General features: G+C 68.5%; 13 protein-coding genes. 9 read left to right on the top strand and 4 right to left on the bottom strand.

Features of this window, described 5'->3' with window-relative positions; all coding sequences use genetic code 11:
* Positions 1 to 36: 36 nt before the first annotated feature.
* The gene (locus ABZW96_RS18470) at positions 37 to 1,323 is read right to left on the bottom strand and encodes a SidA/IucD/PvdA family monooxygenase (RefSeq protein WP_355076067.1); all 1,287 of its coding nucleotides are present in this window, start codon (positions 1,321 to 1,323) and stop codon (positions 37 to 39) included.
* A 172-nt stretch (positions 1,324 to 1,495) separates the two neighbouring features.
* On the opposite strand from ABZW96_RS18470, the gene ABZW96_RS18465 reads away from it, so the two are divergent.
* Together ABZW96_RS18465 and ABZW96_RS18460 are read left to right on the top strand one after the other, a co-directional pair.
* Complete coding sequence (locus ABZW96_RS18465; protein WP_355076065.1) at positions 1,496 to 1,966, top strand: hypothetical protein; 471 nt, start codon at positions 1,496 to 1,498, stop codon at positions 1,964 to 1,966.
* A 106-nt stretch (positions 1,967 to 2,072) separates the two neighbouring features.
* The gene (locus ABZW96_RS18460; RefSeq protein ID WP_355076063.1) at positions 2,073 to 2,780 is read left to right on the top strand and encodes a siderophore-interacting protein; all 708 of its coding nucleotides are present in this window, start codon (positions 2,073 to 2,075) and stop codon (positions 2,778 to 2,780) included.
* 222 nt (positions 2,781 to 3,002) lie between these two features.
* Here the strand turns inward: ABZW96_RS18460 and ABZW96_RS18455 are convergent, their stop codons facing one another.
* The gene (locus tag ABZW96_RS18455) at positions 3,003 to 4,739 is read right to left on the bottom strand and encodes an ABC transporter ATP-binding protein (RefSeq protein ID WP_355076061.1); all 1,737 of its coding nucleotides are present in this window, start codon (positions 4,737 to 4,739) and stop codon (positions 3,003 to 3,005) included.
* The gene (locus ABZW96_RS18450; protein WP_355076059.1) at positions 4,736 to 6,595 is read right to left on the bottom strand and encodes an ABC transporter ATP-binding protein; all 1,860 of its coding nucleotides are present in this window, start codon (positions 6,593 to 6,595) and stop codon (positions 4,736 to 4,738) included. Before ABZW96_RS18450 ends, ABZW96_RS18455 begins: the two co-directional genes overlap by 4 nt.
* Positions 6,596 to 7,014: 419 nt before the next feature.
* Between ABZW96_RS18450 and ABZW96_RS18445 the strand changes: the two genes are divergently transcribed.
* The 6 genes from ABZW96_RS18445 to ABZW96_RS18420 all read left to right on the top strand — a co-directional run bounded on the left by ABZW96_RS18445 (position 7,015) and on the right by ABZW96_RS18420 (position 13,677).
* Positions 7,015 to 7,194: a hypothetical protein gene (locus ABZW96_RS18445; RefSeq protein ID WP_355076057.1), complete on the top strand. Its 180-nt coding sequence runs from the start codon at positions 7,015 to 7,017 to the stop codon at positions 7,192 to 7,194.
* 73 nt (positions 7,195 to 7,267) lie between these two features.
* The gene (locus tag ABZW96_RS18440; protein ID WP_355076055.1) at positions 7,268 to 7,720 is read left to right on the top strand and encodes a TIGR03667 family PPOX class F420-dependent oxidoreductase; all 453 of its coding nucleotides are present in this window, start codon (positions 7,268 to 7,270) and stop codon (positions 7,718 to 7,720) included.
* A 5-nt stretch (positions 7,721 to 7,725) separates the two neighbouring features.
* On the top strand, positions 7,726 to 8,307 hold the full coding sequence (locus tag ABZW96_RS18435; protein WP_355076053.1) for a putative glycolipid-binding domain-containing protein: 582 nt from the start codon (positions 7,726 to 7,728) through the stop codon (positions 8,305 to 8,307).
* Positions 8,308 to 8,487: 180 nt separating this feature from the next.
* Positions 8,488 to 9,417, top strand: coding sequence for an RluA family pseudouridine synthase (locus ABZW96_RS18430; RefSeq protein ID WP_355076051.1), 930 nt, complete (start codon positions 8,488 to 8,490; stop codon positions 9,415 to 9,417).
* Between the two features lie 218 nt (positions 9,418 to 9,635).
* Positions 9,636 to 10,376: a CPBP family intramembrane glutamic endopeptidase gene (locus tag ABZW96_RS18425; RefSeq protein WP_355076049.1), complete on the top strand. Its 741-nt coding sequence runs from the start codon at positions 9,636 to 9,638 to the stop codon at positions 10,374 to 10,376.
* Between the two features lie 592 nt (positions 10,377 to 10,968).
* Positions 10,969 to 13,677 carry a hypothetical protein gene (locus ABZW96_RS18420; protein WP_355076047.1) on the top strand — a complete coding sequence of 903 codons (2,709 nt, stop codon included), beginning with the start codon at positions 10,969 to 10,971 and terminating at the stop codon, positions 13,675 to 13,677.
* Between the two features lie 129 nt (positions 13,678 to 13,806).
* Here the strand turns inward: ABZW96_RS18420 and ABZW96_RS18415 are convergent, their stop codons facing one another.
* Positions 13,807 to 14,418, bottom strand: a complete 612-nt coding sequence (locus tag ABZW96_RS18415) for a TetR/AcrR family transcriptional regulator C-terminal domain-containing protein (protein ID WP_355076045.1) — start codon at positions 14,416 to 14,418, stop codon at positions 13,807 to 13,809.
* 135 nt (positions 14,419 to 14,553) lie between these two features.
* On the opposite strand from ABZW96_RS18415, the gene ABZW96_RS18410 reads away from it, so the two are divergent.
* Entirely contained in the window at positions 14,554 to 15,663 is a 1,110-nt protein-coding gene (locus tag ABZW96_RS18410; protein WP_355076043.1) for an FAD-dependent monooxygenase, read from the top strand.
* Positions 15,664 to 15,666 lie beyond the last annotated feature (3 nt).

Raw genomic sequence — 15,666 nt, 5'->3', positions numbered from 1 at the left:
CCGCGCCCCTGGCCACGACCTCGAGGGCGGGGGCGCTCACCCGAAGGCCCGCGCGACGGTGCCCGTCAACGGCACACCGGACCGTCGCGTCGCCGGTTGCAGTACCCGATCGGAAAGCTCGCCGAGGCAACTGAGATTCGGAAAACCAGGCCCCTGCGCGACCGCGGCGAGATTGGGCAGATACAGCTTGGTCTCCATCCCGGAGACCGCGAGGTCGTAGCCGATCGACACTTCGATCCGCTCCTGGGACGGCCTGCCGCCGACCGCCAGTTCCAGCAGGTCGGCCGCGTCCTGATCGAAGAGGTCCAGGAACCACAGCGGCTGTCCGCCGGTGGCATCGATGACCAGGTCGAAAGTGTGCGATTGGTCCGCGCGCCGCTCGTTGCGCAAAGTCAGCGCCACGCCGTCGCCTTGATCGACCACCCGTACGGCACGGCCCTGCAGGTGATGCACCCGGCTGTCGCCGAGCAGGCTCTCCTGCACCCGCACCGAGAAGACGCCGCGGTCGGTTCGGCGGATGACGTCACGCCGCTCCTGGACAGTGAGTCCCGCCCACTTGACCGGGTCGCTGAACAGCGAGTTCTCGAAATAACTTTCGCCGCGGGTGTAGATCGTGGCCATCGGCGAGATCACCGAAATGGACAACATGCCGTGGCGCACCAGCTCGTCCAAGGCCGAGCCCGCGGTCTCACCGCCGCCGATAACGGCGACCCGGGAGGAGACCGGCAGACTGCGCCGCCCGGCCAGATCCCAGAATTGAGCGATATTCAGCACGCGCGGATGGTCGGCGAGCGCCTTGGTGCTCGCACCGGGACCGGTGATCATCAGCCCGGCCGCGTCCAACCGGATCGCACCACCGTCGGGATCGGTCGCGGTGACGCGCCAGCCGTCGGCGGTCGCGCCGATGGAACGCACTGTGCCGGAGACCAGTTCGAGATCGATCCGGCGAGCCACCCACTGCAGGTACTTGGCCCAGACGTGATGGGCCGGGTTCGGACGGCCCCGATCGATCCACTCCGCATAGGTGCCCTGCTCGATCAGGAAGGACGTCCAGCTGTAGGCCATCATGGCCGCGTTGATTTCCTGATTGCGCCCGCGCGCCCAGGTCGAGTGGTAAGGGAAGCCCACGTCCTTCTCCGGGCTGGTGCCCAATCGATGCCTGCCGTCGGTCCAACCGCCACTCGGCAGCCAGTTGCCGCCGACCGCGTGCGCCTCGACGACGATCACCCGGGGCGCAGGAAGGTCGAGCGTGCGCAGCACATGCGCTTTCGTCGCCACCGCAAGGGCTTTCGGACCAGCTCCGATGACCAGAAGCGTTTCCACCGGTTCTCCACTCTCTCCGACATCCCGCGGCTTCTCGCCGGGTGCGCGGGCCTGCCGCCGCGCCGACAACCAGAACCCGTGCGGATCATGTTTGCATAGGCTTACCTTATATTGCACACTCGTACCCGACTAGAGCGGTGACACTCACACCCTCGAAAGATTGGATGAACGAATGACCAAGACCCCGAACAAGACACTCGCCCGACTCGCCGCTACGGCGGTCGTGGTCAGCGCCGCATTCGCCGGCGCGGTCGGGACGGTCACGCCCGCCGTCGCGGCGCCCTTGGTCGCACCCTTGCACGCCCAGGCCCCGGGCGCCGGTGAGCTGACCGCCAAACTTCGCGTGGCGATCAACACCGGCGCAGCGCGCAGCACGCGAGCGGCCGAACTGGAGTCGGGCGACGCGGGCGTCGCGACGATGGACAAGATCGCGGGCCTGCTCGCTGTCTCCCCGCCGAGCCTGCGCTACAACGTGACCAACCCCTCCGCGTCGGGCGACCGGATCGACGCCCAGCTCCTGATCACCACCGAGGGCTACCCGGACTTCACCTACGACGTCTCCTGGAAGCAGATCGACGGCTACTGGAAGCTGACACGCCAGGCGGAGTGCAGCCTCGCTTCGGCGCTCGCGCTGTCCTGCTGACCCAAAACCCCTCGCGCCCGGGCCCTCCGGACACGGTCGCCGTCGAATGTCGCGTGGTGCGTACCCACCGCGCGACATTCGACTTTCGTTAGGCTAACCTTAGTTCATGGGCAAAGGTTTGAACGGTCTGATGGTCAAGGCGTGGGGCGGCAACGACTACCGGCTGACCGTCACCTCGACCGAATACGTCACGGACAAATACGTGCGACTCGGCTTCTCCGCGGGCGGTCTGCTCGCCGATCATCCGGTACACCCCACGCAGTGGATCCGTGGCTGGTTCCCTGACGGCGACAGCGGCAAGCTACAACAGCGCGGCTACACCCTGGTCGACCCCGACCCGGACGGCGACCGTTTCTCGATCGAGTTCGCGCTCCACGACGGGCCCGCCGCTCGATGGGCGCAGAACGCCTCGGTCGGTGACGAACTCGACGCGTCGGTGCTCGGCTCGAACTTCCAGCTGCCGGAATCCGCGCCCGGCGAATACCTCATCTTCGGCGACACCGCCTCACTGCCCGCGATCAACTCGCTGTTCGACGCCATCGGCGACACCCCGGCACGGGTCTGGCTGGAATGGCAGTACGAATCCGACACCACGATTCCGCTGCGCAACAAGCCGCACCACCAAGTGACCTGGGTGCAACGGATCGATGACGGCAGATTGCTGCGGGAAGCGGCCCAAGAACTCACCTGCCCGGCCGACGCATTCGCCTGGGTCGCTTGCGATGGGCACACCACCCGCTCGATCGTGAAGAGCTTCAAGGCGATTCACAACCTGCCCAAGGCCGCGATCAAATCGCAGGCCTACTGGAAGTAGGTCTTTCACTGCTCCCACGCCGCACCCGTATTCGCGCGGTGCGGCGTTTCCGGTATCGACAACGCCCCGATCGAAAACGGCGACCACAGCCGATTCGTCGGCTCCCGCTTTCGGCGGGACCGAGGTCATCGCCCGCGCCTGGCCGAACCACTCGCACGAACGGATCACCGTGGGCGCCGGTTGTTCTCGGCGTCCACGGTGACCGGCTCGACGTGCGAGCCGCTAGGTGGCGACCGGCTCCAGATGCCAGCCCGACGCGCGAGATCGCTCGTTCCAGAACGCGGCGTATCGGCCGTTCAGCGCGAGCAGTTCGGCGTGCGTGCCGCGCTCCACGATCCGCCCGCCGTCCACGAACAGGATCTGATCGGCGTGGGCGATGGTGGCCAGCCGGTGCGCGACCACGATCACCGTCTTGTCCTTGGTGATCTCGTGCATCCCGCGCACCACGACCGCTTCACTGTGCGGATCGAGCGCGCTGGTCACCTCGTCGAGCAGCACGATCGGCGCGTCCTTCAGCAATGCCCTGGCGATCGAGACCCGCTGCCGCTCACCGCCGGACAGCGCCGCGCCGCCCTCACCGACCCGAGTGTCGAAACCGTCCGGGAGCCGGTCGACGATCTCGTCGACGCGCGCCGCGGCCGCCGCGCGACGCACCTCGTCGTCACCGGCATCCGGCCTGCCGATCCGGATGTTGTCCGCGACCGACTGGTCGAACAGGTAGACGTTCTGGAAGACCAGCGACAACTGACTCAGCAGCGTCGCCGACGGCTGATCGCGCACGTCGTGCCCGCCCACCACGACCCGGCCCGAATCCGCGTCATAGAACCGCGCGGCCAGCCGCAGCAATGTCGTCTTACCCGCACCGCTCGGCCCGACGATGGCCGTCGTGGTGCCCGCGGGCACGCTGAACGTCACGCCCGACAGCACCGGCTCACCGGGACGGTATCCGAAACTCACGTCATCGAAGACCACCGACGGCGCTTGCGCGGTGACGGCCGTTTCCGCCTCAGGGAGCACCGGTTCGTCGAGCAGCTCGCTGATCCGGTCCGCGGCCGCACCCGCCGAACGCAGCGCGGTGCCCAGCTGCGCGGCTTGGTTGAGCGGTTCGATGAATCGCGAGCTCACCGCGATCAGCGCGATCGCGGCGGCGGCCGAGATGGCGCCGTCGGTCACCCGCAAAACCGCGACGTACACCAGAACCAGGAACACGGCCTGCACGAACAGCGCGAACAGGATCAGGCCCGGCACGCTGGCGAACACCATGCGCGATCCGGCCGAGCGCTGCCCGGCCAACGCCGCGTCGAGCGCGCGGTTGCCCGATCCCACCGCGCCGAACGCCCGCAGCACCGGCTGCGCCTGGGCGAATTCGATGACGCGCGAATCGGCTTCGGCCGCCGCCGCGTGCATCCGCTGGTCCGCGCTGGTGTACGCGCGATCGGCCAGCCGGTTCACCAGGTAGAGCACTGGCGCGGCGAGCAGCATCGCCAGCGCGATACGCCAGTCGACCGCCAGCATGCCGACCGCGACCGCGAGCGGCACGATGACGCCGCTGAAGATCCTGGCCAGCAGATAGGCGACCAAGCCTTGCAGCTCCCGCACGTTGTCGACCATGACCCGCCCGAGCGGCCCGGCGTCATGGGTCTCGAACCAGCCTAGCGGCAGTGCGTTCAGGTGGTCGCCGAGCCGGGTCTGCAATCCGCGCTGCATGCCGATGCCGACGCGCAGGCCGATCGCCGCCTGCAGGTAGCCGAAAACCACCACGCCCGCGACGGCGGCGAACATGCCGAGCGCCCAGAGCCACGCGCGGCCGAGGTCGTCGTCGAAAAGCGCCGTAAGCACCGGCACCAGCAGCAGGTACGCCACGGCCTGGCTGAGGGCCTGCGCGACTATGGCGGCGAACAGTTTCGGTGTCAGATGGGCGAATTCGCCCGGAACCAGCTCCAGCACCTTGCGAATCATCGGACACCCTCCACACTGTCGACGAGCGCCAGATCGCCGAGCGCCGCCTCGTTGATCTCCCATAGCCGCTGGTATGCGCCGCCCGCGGTGACGAGACTCGCGTGATCACCCTGCTCGACCAGTCGTCCCCGCTCGAGCACCAGGATTCGATCCACCGAGGTGATGGTGTGCAACCGGTGCGCGATGACCAGGACCGTGCGCCCCGCGACCAGTACGGCCAGCGCGTCCTGCACGGCCGCTTCGGATTCCGGGTCCGCGAAGGCGGTCGCTTCGTCGAGCACGAGGACCGGGGTGTCCGCGAGCAGGGCGCGCGCTATCGAGAGCCGTTGCGCCTCGCCGCCGGAGAGCGTCGCGTCGATGCCGAGTTCCGAGTCGTAACCACGCGGCAGCGCCATGATGCGATCGTGGATCTGCGCGGCGCGGGCGGCCCGCTCCACCGCGGCGTCGTCGGCGTCGGGCCGGGCCAGGCGCAGGTTCTCCCTGATACTGCCGCGGATCAGCCGCACATCCTGGAAGACGAACCCGACGGTGCGGTAGAGCTCGTCGCTCGGAAAGTCACGGATGTCGCGGTCGCCGATGGTGATCCGGCCCGAACCCACGTCGTAGAACCGCGGCAGCAATTTGGCCAGTGTCGATTTGCCCGATCCGCTCGGGCCCACCAGGGCCGTGATCGTGCCGGGGGCGAGCTCGAGATCGATACCTCGCAGCACGTCGTGGCCGGAACGATAGCCGAAGTCGACACCTTCGAATCGGACCAGACCGGCGGGCGCGGATTCGGCTTCCGCCACGGCGGAGGTCGGCGCACCGCCACTCAATTCGGGAGTCCGTTGCAGGTCGTGCAGGCGTTGCGCCGCCACCGCGGCGGCCCGCAGTGCCTGCGCGCCATAGCCGAGACTCAGCAATGAACTGCCCAGGCCGAGGCCGACCAGCAGGAACGGCAGCACGTCCAGCGGCTCCACCCCGTCCAGGCCCACCGCGGCCAGTCCCGCGACGACCACCACCAGCATCACGAACACCGGGGTGACGACGATGTCGGAGGCCGCCTGCACCTTGATGATCGGCGTCTTCAGCCGGTCCACGCTGCGGGCTTGGTGTTCGACGGCGTCCTGGAAGACGCTGTGCGCCTTGCCCGCCTGACCGAACGCGCGCACCACCTGAATGCCGTCGACGAACTCGATGGCGGCTTGCTTGGTGGCCTGCTCGGAGCGGGTGTAGACCACGAAGCGGTCCCGTCCGTCCCGGTCCATCATCCGGCTGTAGAGCACGGCGTACGCCAGGACCGGCACCAGCAGCACCAAGGCCAGCCGCCATTCGACGGTGACCAGATAGCCGAACGTGATCAGCGGAACGGTGACGGCGCCGACGAACTCCAGGCGGGCGTGCGCCACCAGGTAGTGCAATGCCTCCACATCGTCCTGGAGATACTTCTTCACCTCGCCGGAGGTCCGCTCGCCGAACCAGCCCAGCGGCACCCGGGTCAGCTTGGCCGCCAGCGCCCGGCGCACGGCGAGCTGATATCCGGCGTCGACCAGGTGCGTCCAGGTCAACGCCGCGGCCTGGAGCAGCGCGCGGACCACCAGGACCAGCATCGCGATCGTCAGCTGACGCCACACCCGGTCGGTGTCCACCTGATCCTGGAGCAGTTCGCGGCAGGCCGCCACGATCAGCACGAAGGGCACGACCGCGCACGCCGACGCGACGGCCATGACGATGCTCGCGACGGTCAACGGGCCACGCACGGGCGCGAGGATCTCCTTGCGCGCCTGGGCCTCCTGCTGCTTGCGTTCTTTCAGCACCGCCCTCGGCGGCCGGTTCCCCGTCTGCGCCGCAGGCAGCGGCGCGACCTCTACCGTCATCTGACCTCGTCTCTCGCGGCATCCATCCATCACCGGAATCGCCTCATCCTCACACAGAAGCGCCCAGCAAGAAAGGTTAGCCTAAGTTATCTTTGCCCTCCCGGTGCCGTGGGAGCTTCGCGAGCGGTCCATCGACCCGCGAGTACGGAGGCGGTCGTCCGGCACGGCACGGGTCGCCCGCTTCGCCGCCGAGACCACGCGTCCTGGGCGGTCCCCGCCTACCGGCCGTTGTCTTTCGTGACTTTTTTCGTCAATGTGCGAAAACTGCCGCGAACTCGCTGTTTTCGAACTGTCGACGCGCTCGGGAAGCCTCCGTGAACGAACCCGCATCCCGGTCCGATAGCCCGCGTGCATCGCTAACTTCGAATGCGAGCGAAACCGCCGCACCCGCAGGAGGATCGAATATGTTTGGCACGGAGATGTTTTCGGTTCTGTCGAATTGCGCCAGGGATCCCGGCGAACTCACCGCGGGCCAAGCGCACCACGCCATGCAAGTGCACCTGGATTGCAGCGTCGAAATATGCCGGGTCCGGCGGCGCGCCCGCAGGACATTGGTCGAAGCCCGGCTGATGGTGCTGGACGAACGGGCCACGCCGTGACAGGAGCACCGTGCTCGTGGCTCCCGCCGCGACGACGCGGAATCGTCACGGCGGCCGGGGTGTTGTCCTTGCCATGACCGCAACGGCATCCGATCGTTCCGCCACCCCTGTCGTCGACACCGAAACCGAATTCGGCGCCAAAGTCGCCGAACGCCTGAACCGCGAGTCCATCCTCTGGCTGACCACCGTCGGCCCCACCGGAACACCGCAGCCCAACCCCGTCTGGTTCCAGTGGCGCGACGGCGAGTTCCTGATCTTCAGCAAGCCCGGCCAACCGAAGGTGCGCAACATCCAGCGCAATCCCCGGGTCGCGCTGAACCTCAACAGCACCGCGTCCGGCGGCGACGTGGTGGTACTCACCGGCATGGCGCGCGTGGTCGAGCAACGGCCCGGTTCGGCGGAGATCGACGCCTTCACCACGAAGTACGCCGACGGCCTTCGCTCGATCGGCCTGACCGACGAGCAGTTCTACGCCGAGTACTCCGTCGTGCTGCGCATCACGCCCGACCGGCTGCGCGGATTCTGAACCCGATGCAGTTCGCGCCGCCGCCGCCCACCGCCGCGTGGCGTCATCGCACCGCCCGCGAGGGGTTCGAGGTGGCGTATTTCCGGGTCACCGAGCAGGGCGTGCTGATCGACGGCTGCACGACAGCGGTCGAGGACGGCGCGGCCTGGGTGGTGGACTACCGGATCGCGCTGGACACCGAATGGCACACGCGCCGGGCCCAGGTGGCCGTGCGCAAGCCAGGCGGCTGGAACACGCTGGTGCTGGAGTCCGACGGCGCGGGGTCCTGGCTGCTGGACGGCATGCCCGCGCCCCTGCTCGACGGCTGTCTGGACGTGGACCTGGAGTCCTCCGCGCTGACCAACGCGCTCCCCGTGCACCGGTCCGCGCAAGAGATCGGCGACGGCGCGGACGCGCCCGCGGCCTACGTGTACGCCTCCGGCGCCGCGGTGGCCCGGTTGGAGCAGCGCTACGTCCGCGTCGCCGACGGCTCGCACGGACCGCGGTTCCAGTACTCCGCCCCGGAGTTCGACTTCGCCTGCACGCTGGACTACGACAAGTCGGGCTTGGTGCTCGATTACCCGGGCATCGCGATCCGCGCCCACTGAACCCGCGACCTCGGACGTCAGGCCTGCGGTCGGGCGTACCTCCGCCTTCGCTCCGGCCATGCGCGGACTGAGGACGGACTACGTCCGACAGCACCTATTAGGCGTACCTCCGCCTTCGCTCCGGCCATGCGCGGGCTGAGGACGGACTACGTCCGGCTGCACCTATTAGGGTCGGTATCGATGAGAAGGCGGCAACAACCGCCGTTGCCGAAACGGCACGGCTTGGACCCGGCCCGGTTGCGACTACCGGAGCAGGGGCATTGGGCGACCATCCGGGACCATCTGGTGGAGCGCCTGCCCCGGGTCTCCCCGGCGCGCATCGATGAACTGCTGCACGCGGGCGGCATCGTCGACCTGGACGGGCCGATCGCTCCGGACGCACCGTTCGTGCCCGGCGGCGCGGTCTGGTTCCATCGCGATCTGCCCGAGGAGACGGTGGTGCCGTTCGACATCCCCGTCGTGCATCGCGACGACGACCTGCTGGTGGTGGACAAACCGCACTTCCTGGCCACGATCCCGCGCGGTCAGCACATCCTGCAGACCGCGCTGGTGCGGCTGCGCCGAGAGCTGGACCTCCCCGATCTGGTCCCGGCGCATCGGCTCGACCGCGTCACGGCCGGCCTGGTGCTTTTCGTGATCAACCCGGCTCGCCGCGGCGCGTACCAGACCATGTTCCACAAGCGCACCGTGCGCAAAGAGTACGAGGCGATCGCCCCGTTCGATCCAAGCCTCACGCTGCCCCGCGTGGTGCGCAGCCGGATCGTCAAGGAGAAGCAGGTGCTCGCGGCCCAGGAGGTCCCGGGCGAACCCAACGCGGAAACCGAGATCGAACTGCTCGAGCACCGCGAGGGCCTCGGCCGCTACCGGCTGCGCCCGCACACCGGCCGGACCCACCAGTTGCGCCTGCATATGAACAGCCTCGGCGTCCCCATCCTCGGCGACGACTTCTACCCGGTGCTCACCGACAAGCCGGTCGACGACTTCACCAGGCCGCTGCAACTGCTGGCCGCCGCACTCGAGTTCACCGATCCGGTCACCCACGAGCCACGCCGTTTCGAGACCAGCCGCACGCTGCAGGCCTGGACCGACCCGCACGGGTGGGCCGGCTGACACCGCGGTCAGCGCCCGCATCGAGCAGCGTCGCCACGACACGATCACCCGGCCGAGCGCCGCGCCATGCCTTCGCACACGGTTCCGCGACACCCGCCTGGCCTTCCGTACACACGGCGGGGGCCCCGTTCGACCCCGACGGCGGCGAAAAGTGATCGATCCGGCAATAAAGCCCGCATCCGTGGTGAACGTGTTCTCGTTCCGTAGACTCGGTCGAGATGTCTGAGCCGGACCTAGCAGCACCGACCCGCCCACGCCACAAAGTGCACGCCTACGTCGACGTCGCCGTGGTGGTGATCGTCCTGGCGGGCACCAATCTCATCGCACATTTCACCACCGCGTGGGCGAGCATCGTGACGGTGCCGGTCTCGGCGATCGCGCTGCTCGCACTGGTCCGCAGGCGTGGTCTCGGCTGGTCGGAACTGGGCCTTTCGCCCCGGCACTGGCGGCGCGGTTCGCTCTACGCGCTCGGCGCGGTGGCGTTGGTCCTCGCGGTCGTCGGGATCGGGGCGGCACTACCGCTCACGCGGCCGTTCTTCCTGGCCGATCGCTATGCGACCATCTCCGGCGCGTTGATCGCCTCCATGATCGTCATCCCGTTGCAGACCGTGATCCCCGAGGAACTGGCCTTCCGTGGCGTGCTGTACGGCACACTCGACCGCGCGTACGGTGCGCGCGGCGTCTTCGCGGCGGGCTCCCTGCTGTTCGGCCTCTGGCACATCGCGTCGTCCCTCGGTCTCACCTCCGGCAATCGCGGCTTGAGCGCATTCGTCGGCGGCGGCGTGACCGGCCAGATCGTCGGCATCCTGCTCGCCGTTCTCGCGACGGCCGCGGCGGGCGTGGTGTTCACCTGGCTGCGCCACCGCAGCGGCAGCCTGCTCGCCCCGATAGCCCTGCACTGGTCGGTCAACGGCGCGGGAGCCCTGGCCGCCGCCATCGTCTGGCACACGCTGAACTAGTTTCCAGCGCCTGCGGCGCTGGGTGTTCGCGGCCCCCTTATGGCCGCGAACGGCGCATGCTCGGTCTCGCTTCGCTCGAAAGACGTAGTCGGGGTGTGCTGGGCGCGTCGGTATGGAATCTCACTACAAGATGGGCGCGGTTTGTCGCGGCTGACAGTTCGCTCCGTGACCGAGACCGCAGCAGCCGGGTCAGCATCCGACCCGACTCGACGCTGTCGCTTTCTTCGTTATGTATGCGGCGCCCGTGTGAACTCGAGCCGTGCCGCGGCGGCTGCCCGTCTCCTTCGCTCGACAGTCGCTGGTTTCGGCCAAGCCATGGGCGGGCGGCATCCCGAAACCGAGAAATTCGCGCGATAGCCATGCGCACATTCGAACTGAGTTTCGACACGCGGAAGGCGCCGATAAAAGTGCCGCTCATCCGGATATTCGGGCCAGACCGCGAATTTCGGCAGCTCGGCGTGTCGCCCTCAGGCGGGCGCGCATCGCATTGACCACGGGCGGAGGTCGGTTTAATCTCACTCCGATCACACATATGTTCGAGCGATCATGTCTCCACCACTCGACATGAGACCTGCTCTTGGGAAGGCTCGCGATGCCCGACGAATCCTCGAACGATAGTTCCGAGATTGCCGCGCTGGCACAGCAAGTCGAGACCGCGCGCGGCAAACTGCCCCTGCAGCTCGATCCGGCGCTGCTGGAGGTGCTGTCCGAACGCGAGATCGCCGCGGAGCGCGAGCTGGCGGAGTGGATTCGCGCGCGCCGCCGCGAGCAGCGGCGACGGGCCATCGAGGCGGAACTGGCCACCGAACGGCGCGACCGGAAGTCGTCCGCGGCGTTGCGCCGCTCGGAGGAGGCCGACGCCCGCTGGCATCGGCGCGCACTGGCGGCGCGGCGTCGGGCGTCGAGCCAGGACGCGCGCCTGGCGCAGCTCTACCGGCGGGCGGAGTGGTCGTCGCGCGCCTTGATCGCCGTCGTCGTGCTCGGCATGGTGTGGGCCGGTGTCAATGTGCAGCACAATCTGGTGCCCAGCGGCGACATGGCCGATCCGCTGTACTGGTTGAGCTACGGCATCGAGGCGATGATCTCGATCCCGATCATCACCATCATGGTGGCGGCGACGACCGCGGCGCGATGGGGCCGGGAGCTGGCGCGCGGCAAGGTGATCTTCTTCGAGGCGGCGCTGCTCGGCACGACCGTCGCACTGAACACGGGACCGCATCTCGCCGCGGGCGACCTCGGCCGCGCCGCCGAATACGCGATCGCTCCGGTGATGGTCGGCGTCGTGATCTGGTTGCACGCCTGGGTTTCCGCGCGGTACGCGGTGCTGATCGACGGCGCGCCGGTGATCGATCCCGACCCGCGAACGATCCGTCTCGATGCGCGACTCGCCACGGGCATGCAGGCGGAAGCGAGTAGTCGCCCCTCGCTCGACGCAGCGGCGAACAGCGGCCGATTGCCCTGGGAAACCTATGCAGGCGTGACCGGTGGCCGCGAGGCGCACCACGACGCGAATCACGGAGCGCAAACCGATCATCGGGGCGGTGCCGACCTCCATCACGCCGGGAGTGAAGCCTCGACCCACCACGCTGTCCCGACCGAAATGACGGGCACTCGTCCCGCAGGACGCCCCGACGAGTTCAGCTCGGCCGCACCGGTCATGCCTGTCCCGGCACGCGTCGATCCCGCAAAGTCGGCGACCAATGGTCACGCGGTCGGATCGCGGATCAACGGCCACCCCATCACTGTCGACCGCGTCGGGTCCACCGCGGCGGCCCCTGGCAACGGCGAAGTGCGCGAGGGCTTCAGCACTTCGGGCCTCGCCGATACTCGCACGGCCAACGGTCACGCGGTCGATACGCCGATCAACGGCCACCCCGTCGACGGTGCCCCACTCGCGGGTGCGAATCCTGTGCACAGCGAAGTGGGCGAGAACTTCACTACCTCGGGTTCCGCCGACGAGCGCCCGGCCAACGGCCACGCGACCGATACCGGCATGAACGGTGTCGCACTCCCGCACACGACGAACGGCCACCCCGTCGAGCCCACCGTCAATGGCCACACCCGCGGCGACCTGTCCGTGAACGGCCACGTCCTGCCGATCGACGGCAAGGCCAGCCGGACACCTGTCAACGGGAACGGGCACCCGCGCATCAACGGACATACCTTGCGCCCGGCCACCAACGGTCACACGGTGCCGACCCCCGCTGAGGGCACTGAACGGCACCCGCGAGTCAATGGAAAGACCTTCCGCCCTGGCACCGACGATGACACCACCGAGTTCCCGGCGACCGGAGACGCTCGAGTCAACGGGCACGACACTGTTACAACCGTCAATGGTCACGCCGCCGGGACGCCCACAGGCATCAACGCGCACGCGCTTCCGGTCCACCGGCACACCGCCCCCGCCACTGAAGACCACACGGACACCCTCGCTCCCCATGGAAGCCCGGTTCCGTCTGCCACCAACGGCCGCGAGTTGACGACTTCCCCGACACATCCGGATTCATCTGCCGCCCAGCATGTCTCGCAAGTCCAGTCGGACGGACGTTCGACCCGGTCGGCCGATCCCGAAGCAGCGCAGCCTTCACCGGCCGACTTCGAGCACGGAACGCCGAGCCGAGTGCGAACGCATGCGTCCGATATCCGTGAACCGCGCCCCGAACCCGCGCAACGTGCACAACAGATTTCGCTGGACGGACTCGAGTTCGACGCGCGTCCCTCCACCCAGACGAACAGCGCGACGCCGCCACTTCCGCCCGCCGGTCGAGGCGAACGCTCGGCCGATCGCGTGCATCGAGGAGACGACGCCGCCCGGCGTCCCGGCTCCACCGAACCGATGCACACCCAGTCCCCCGCAATCGCCGACACCGCCGCACAGGTGCACCCCAACGCCACCGCCCCGCGCGCGGCGAAACGCGGAAAGTCGATGTCCGCAGAGCAGAACGACCACTCCGCCGACGCGGAGAGCGAACAACTGGCCCTCGAGGAAACCCCCGAGCTTTCGCCCCTCCCCATCGCACCGATGCCGATCCTCGAGGACGACGACGAGGACGAGGAATTCCCCACCGAGCCGGAGGAAGCCGACACCGACGATGACGAAATCTCCGCGATCGCACGAGCCATCACCGACCGCCACCTGTCCGACCTCCCGATCGAGGAGGTCAGAGAGATCCTGACCCTCGCCGATCAGGGCGGCTCGACCCCCGCCATCGCGAACGAACTCGGCGTCCCCCGCTCCGCGGTCACCCGCGTCCTGGACTCCGCCATCAAAGTCCACCGCCCCTACGCGACCATCGGCTGAGCACCGCCGCTCCGAGCGGCTAACGATGGCGCAAAAGCTGGGAAGGCAGGCGCGCCACCATCGAGACGCGGACAGGTCGGCGTGATCGGCCAACGGGTGCAGCGATGAAATCGGCCCGGGCGTCCTCGGTCAACTCGAGATGCGGGCTTCGATGCCGTCGAGCAGGAAGTCGAGGCCCATGCGGAAGGTTTGGTCGGCGTCGAGGTGGGCGGCGTCGCGTACGACCGTCTCCAGCGCGGGGAATCGGCCGGTCGCGAAGGCTCGCTCCAGATAAGGGCCGAAGGCGATCTGCCACTGGTGCTCGTCCATCCCGGTGGCCCGCTCGGCGCGCCGGTCGGCGATCTCCCGGCGCACCGCGCCGATCACGTACGCGTTGACCGCGGCGACCACCGGCATGGCCATGTCCACGTCGACGCCGCCCAGTGCCGCCAGCACGGCCTCCCCTCTGGCCATCGCGTGCGGCCCGAGCTGCGGCCGCCCACCGAGCAGGTCGGCGAACCATTCGTGCTGGTGAGCTGCTTGCCGGGTGGTTGCGGCAAGGGAGCGCAGCACCTCCCGCCAACCGTCTCCGGCCGGCTGGATCTCGGCGTAGACCGCGTCGACCATCAAGTCGAGCAACTCGTCCTTGGTGGCGATGTAGCCGTACAGCCGCATCGGCCCGACGTCCAGCGCGGCGGCGACCTTGCGCAGCGACACCGCCGCCAAGCCGTCCGCGTCGGCCAGCCGGATCGCCGCTCGCACGATTCGCTCCCGGCTCAGCGGGGCCGGCACCGGTCGATTCGGTGGCTCCGGTCGCTCCCACACCAACATGCCGCTGACACTACATCGCATAGTTCGATACAGTGTATCGGAAAATACGGTGTATCGGAGGCAGTCATGACCATCACCATCGTCGGAGCCGGACTCGGCGGCCTGGCCCTTGCCCGGGTGCTGCACGTGAACGGCATCGAGGCCGTCGTGTACGAACGCGAAGCCTCGCGCGAGGCTCGCGGCCAGGGCGGCATGCTCGACATCCACTCCGGCCAGCGGGCGCTGCGTGAGGCCGGACTGATCGACCAGTTCCACTCGATCGCCCGTGGTGAAGGCCAAGACATGCGCCTGCTCGAGCCGGACGGCACCCTGCTGCTCCAGGAGGACACCCCCGACGACGCCCCGCTCGATCGACCCGAGGTCGACCGCGCCGATCTGCGCAACCTGCTGCTGGATTCCCTTCCCGAAGGCGTGGTGCGCTGGGGGCACGCGTTCGAATCCGCCGACAACGGCCTACTCCACTTCGCCGACGGCAGCACTGCGACGTATGACCTGCTGGTCGGCGCGGACGGCGCACAGTCCCGGGTCCGCGCGCTGCTCACCGACGCCCGCCCGGCGCATATCGGCCAGAACGTCGTCGAGCTCGGCATTCCCGACATCGACCGCACCCATCCCGACCTCGCGGCGATGGTCGGCCGCGGCAACTACTGGGTGCTCGGCAACGGACTGTCCCTGGCGGCGCAGCGCAACGGCGACGGCCGGGTTCGCATCGGCCTCAGCTTCTACAACACCGGCGAGGACTGGTTCGCTACCACCGGGATCCCGTTCGACGACCCGGCCGCCGCCCGGGCGCGGCTGATCGACCTGCTCCCCGGCTGGGACGCACGATTCACCGCGCTGATCGCGGCCTGCGACAATACGGTCGTGCCGCGGTCGATCACCAGTCTCCCGATCGGCCTGACCTGGCCGTCGAGGCCGGACGTCACGCTGCTCGGCGACGCCGCGCACCTGATGCCGCCGGTGGGCGAGGGCGCCAACATGGCGCTGCTCGACGGCGCCGTGCTCGGCCTCGCACTGGCCGCGCACCGGGACGACTTTCCCTCCGCCGTAGAAGAATACGAACGCGAGATGTTCGAACGCACCAGCACCGCCGCCAGGATGTCCGCACGGATACAGGAACTCCTGACATCGCCGGACGCCAGCCGGAGAATGCTCGAATTCTTCCAACCGGGCTGAAGG

It is taken from the genome of Nocardia sp. NPDC004168 (assembly GCF_040610355.1).
GTDB lineage: Bacteria > Actinomycetota > Actinomycetes > Mycobacteriales > Mycobacteriaceae > Nocardia > Nocardia sichangensis.
Note: the sequence above shows the minus strand (reverse complement) of the source record. Positions and strands in the feature narration are given on the sequence as shown.

What these genes read in the sequence shown, in the direction of transcription:
- ABZW96_RS18465 (WP_355076065.1), top strand. Translation starts at nt 1,496, where the DNA reads ATGACCAAGACCCCGAACAAGACACTCGCCCGACTCGCCGCTACGGCG.
- ABZW96_RS18440 (WP_355076055.1), top strand. Translation starts at nt 7,268, where the DNA reads ATGACCGCAACGGCATCCGATCGTTCCGCCACCCCTGTCGTCGACACC.
- ABZW96_RS18425 (WP_355076049.1), top strand. Translation starts at nt 9,636, where the DNA reads ATGTCTGAGCCGGACCTAGCAGCACCGACCCGCCCACGCCACAAAGTG.
- ABZW96_RS18460 (WP_355076063.1), top strand. Translation starts at nt 2,073, where the DNA reads ATGGGCAAAGGTTTGAACGGTCTGATGGTCAAGGCGTGGGGCGGCAAC.
- ABZW96_RS18435 (WP_355076053.1), top strand. Translation starts at nt 7,726, where the DNA reads ATGCAGTTCGCGCCGCCGCCGCCCACCGCCGCGTGGCGTCATCGCACC.
- ABZW96_RS18430 (WP_355076051.1), top strand. Translation starts at nt 8,488, where the DNA reads ATGAGAAGGCGGCAACAACCGCCGTTGCCGAAACGGCACGGCTTGGAC.
- ABZW96_RS18410 (WP_355076043.1), top strand. Translation starts at nt 14,554, where the DNA reads ATGACCATCACCATCGTCGGAGCCGGACTCGGCGGCCTGGCCCTTGCC.
- ABZW96_RS18450 (WP_355076059.1), bottom strand. Translation starts at nt 6,595, where the DNA reads ATGACGGTAGAGGTCGCGCCGCTGCCTGCGGCGCAGACGGGGAACCGG.
- ABZW96_RS18455 (WP_355076061.1), bottom strand. Translation starts at nt 4,739, where the DNA reads ATGATTCGCAAGGTGCTGGAGCTGGTTCCGGGCGAATTCGCCCATCTG.
- ABZW96_RS18445 (WP_355076057.1), top strand. Translation starts at nt 7,015, where the DNA reads ATGTTTTCGGTTCTGTCGAATTGCGCCAGGGATCCCGGCGAACTCACC.
- ABZW96_RS18420 (WP_355076047.1), top strand. Translation starts at nt 10,969, where the DNA reads ATGCCCGACGAATCCTCGAACGATAGTTCCGAGATTGCCGCGCTGGCA.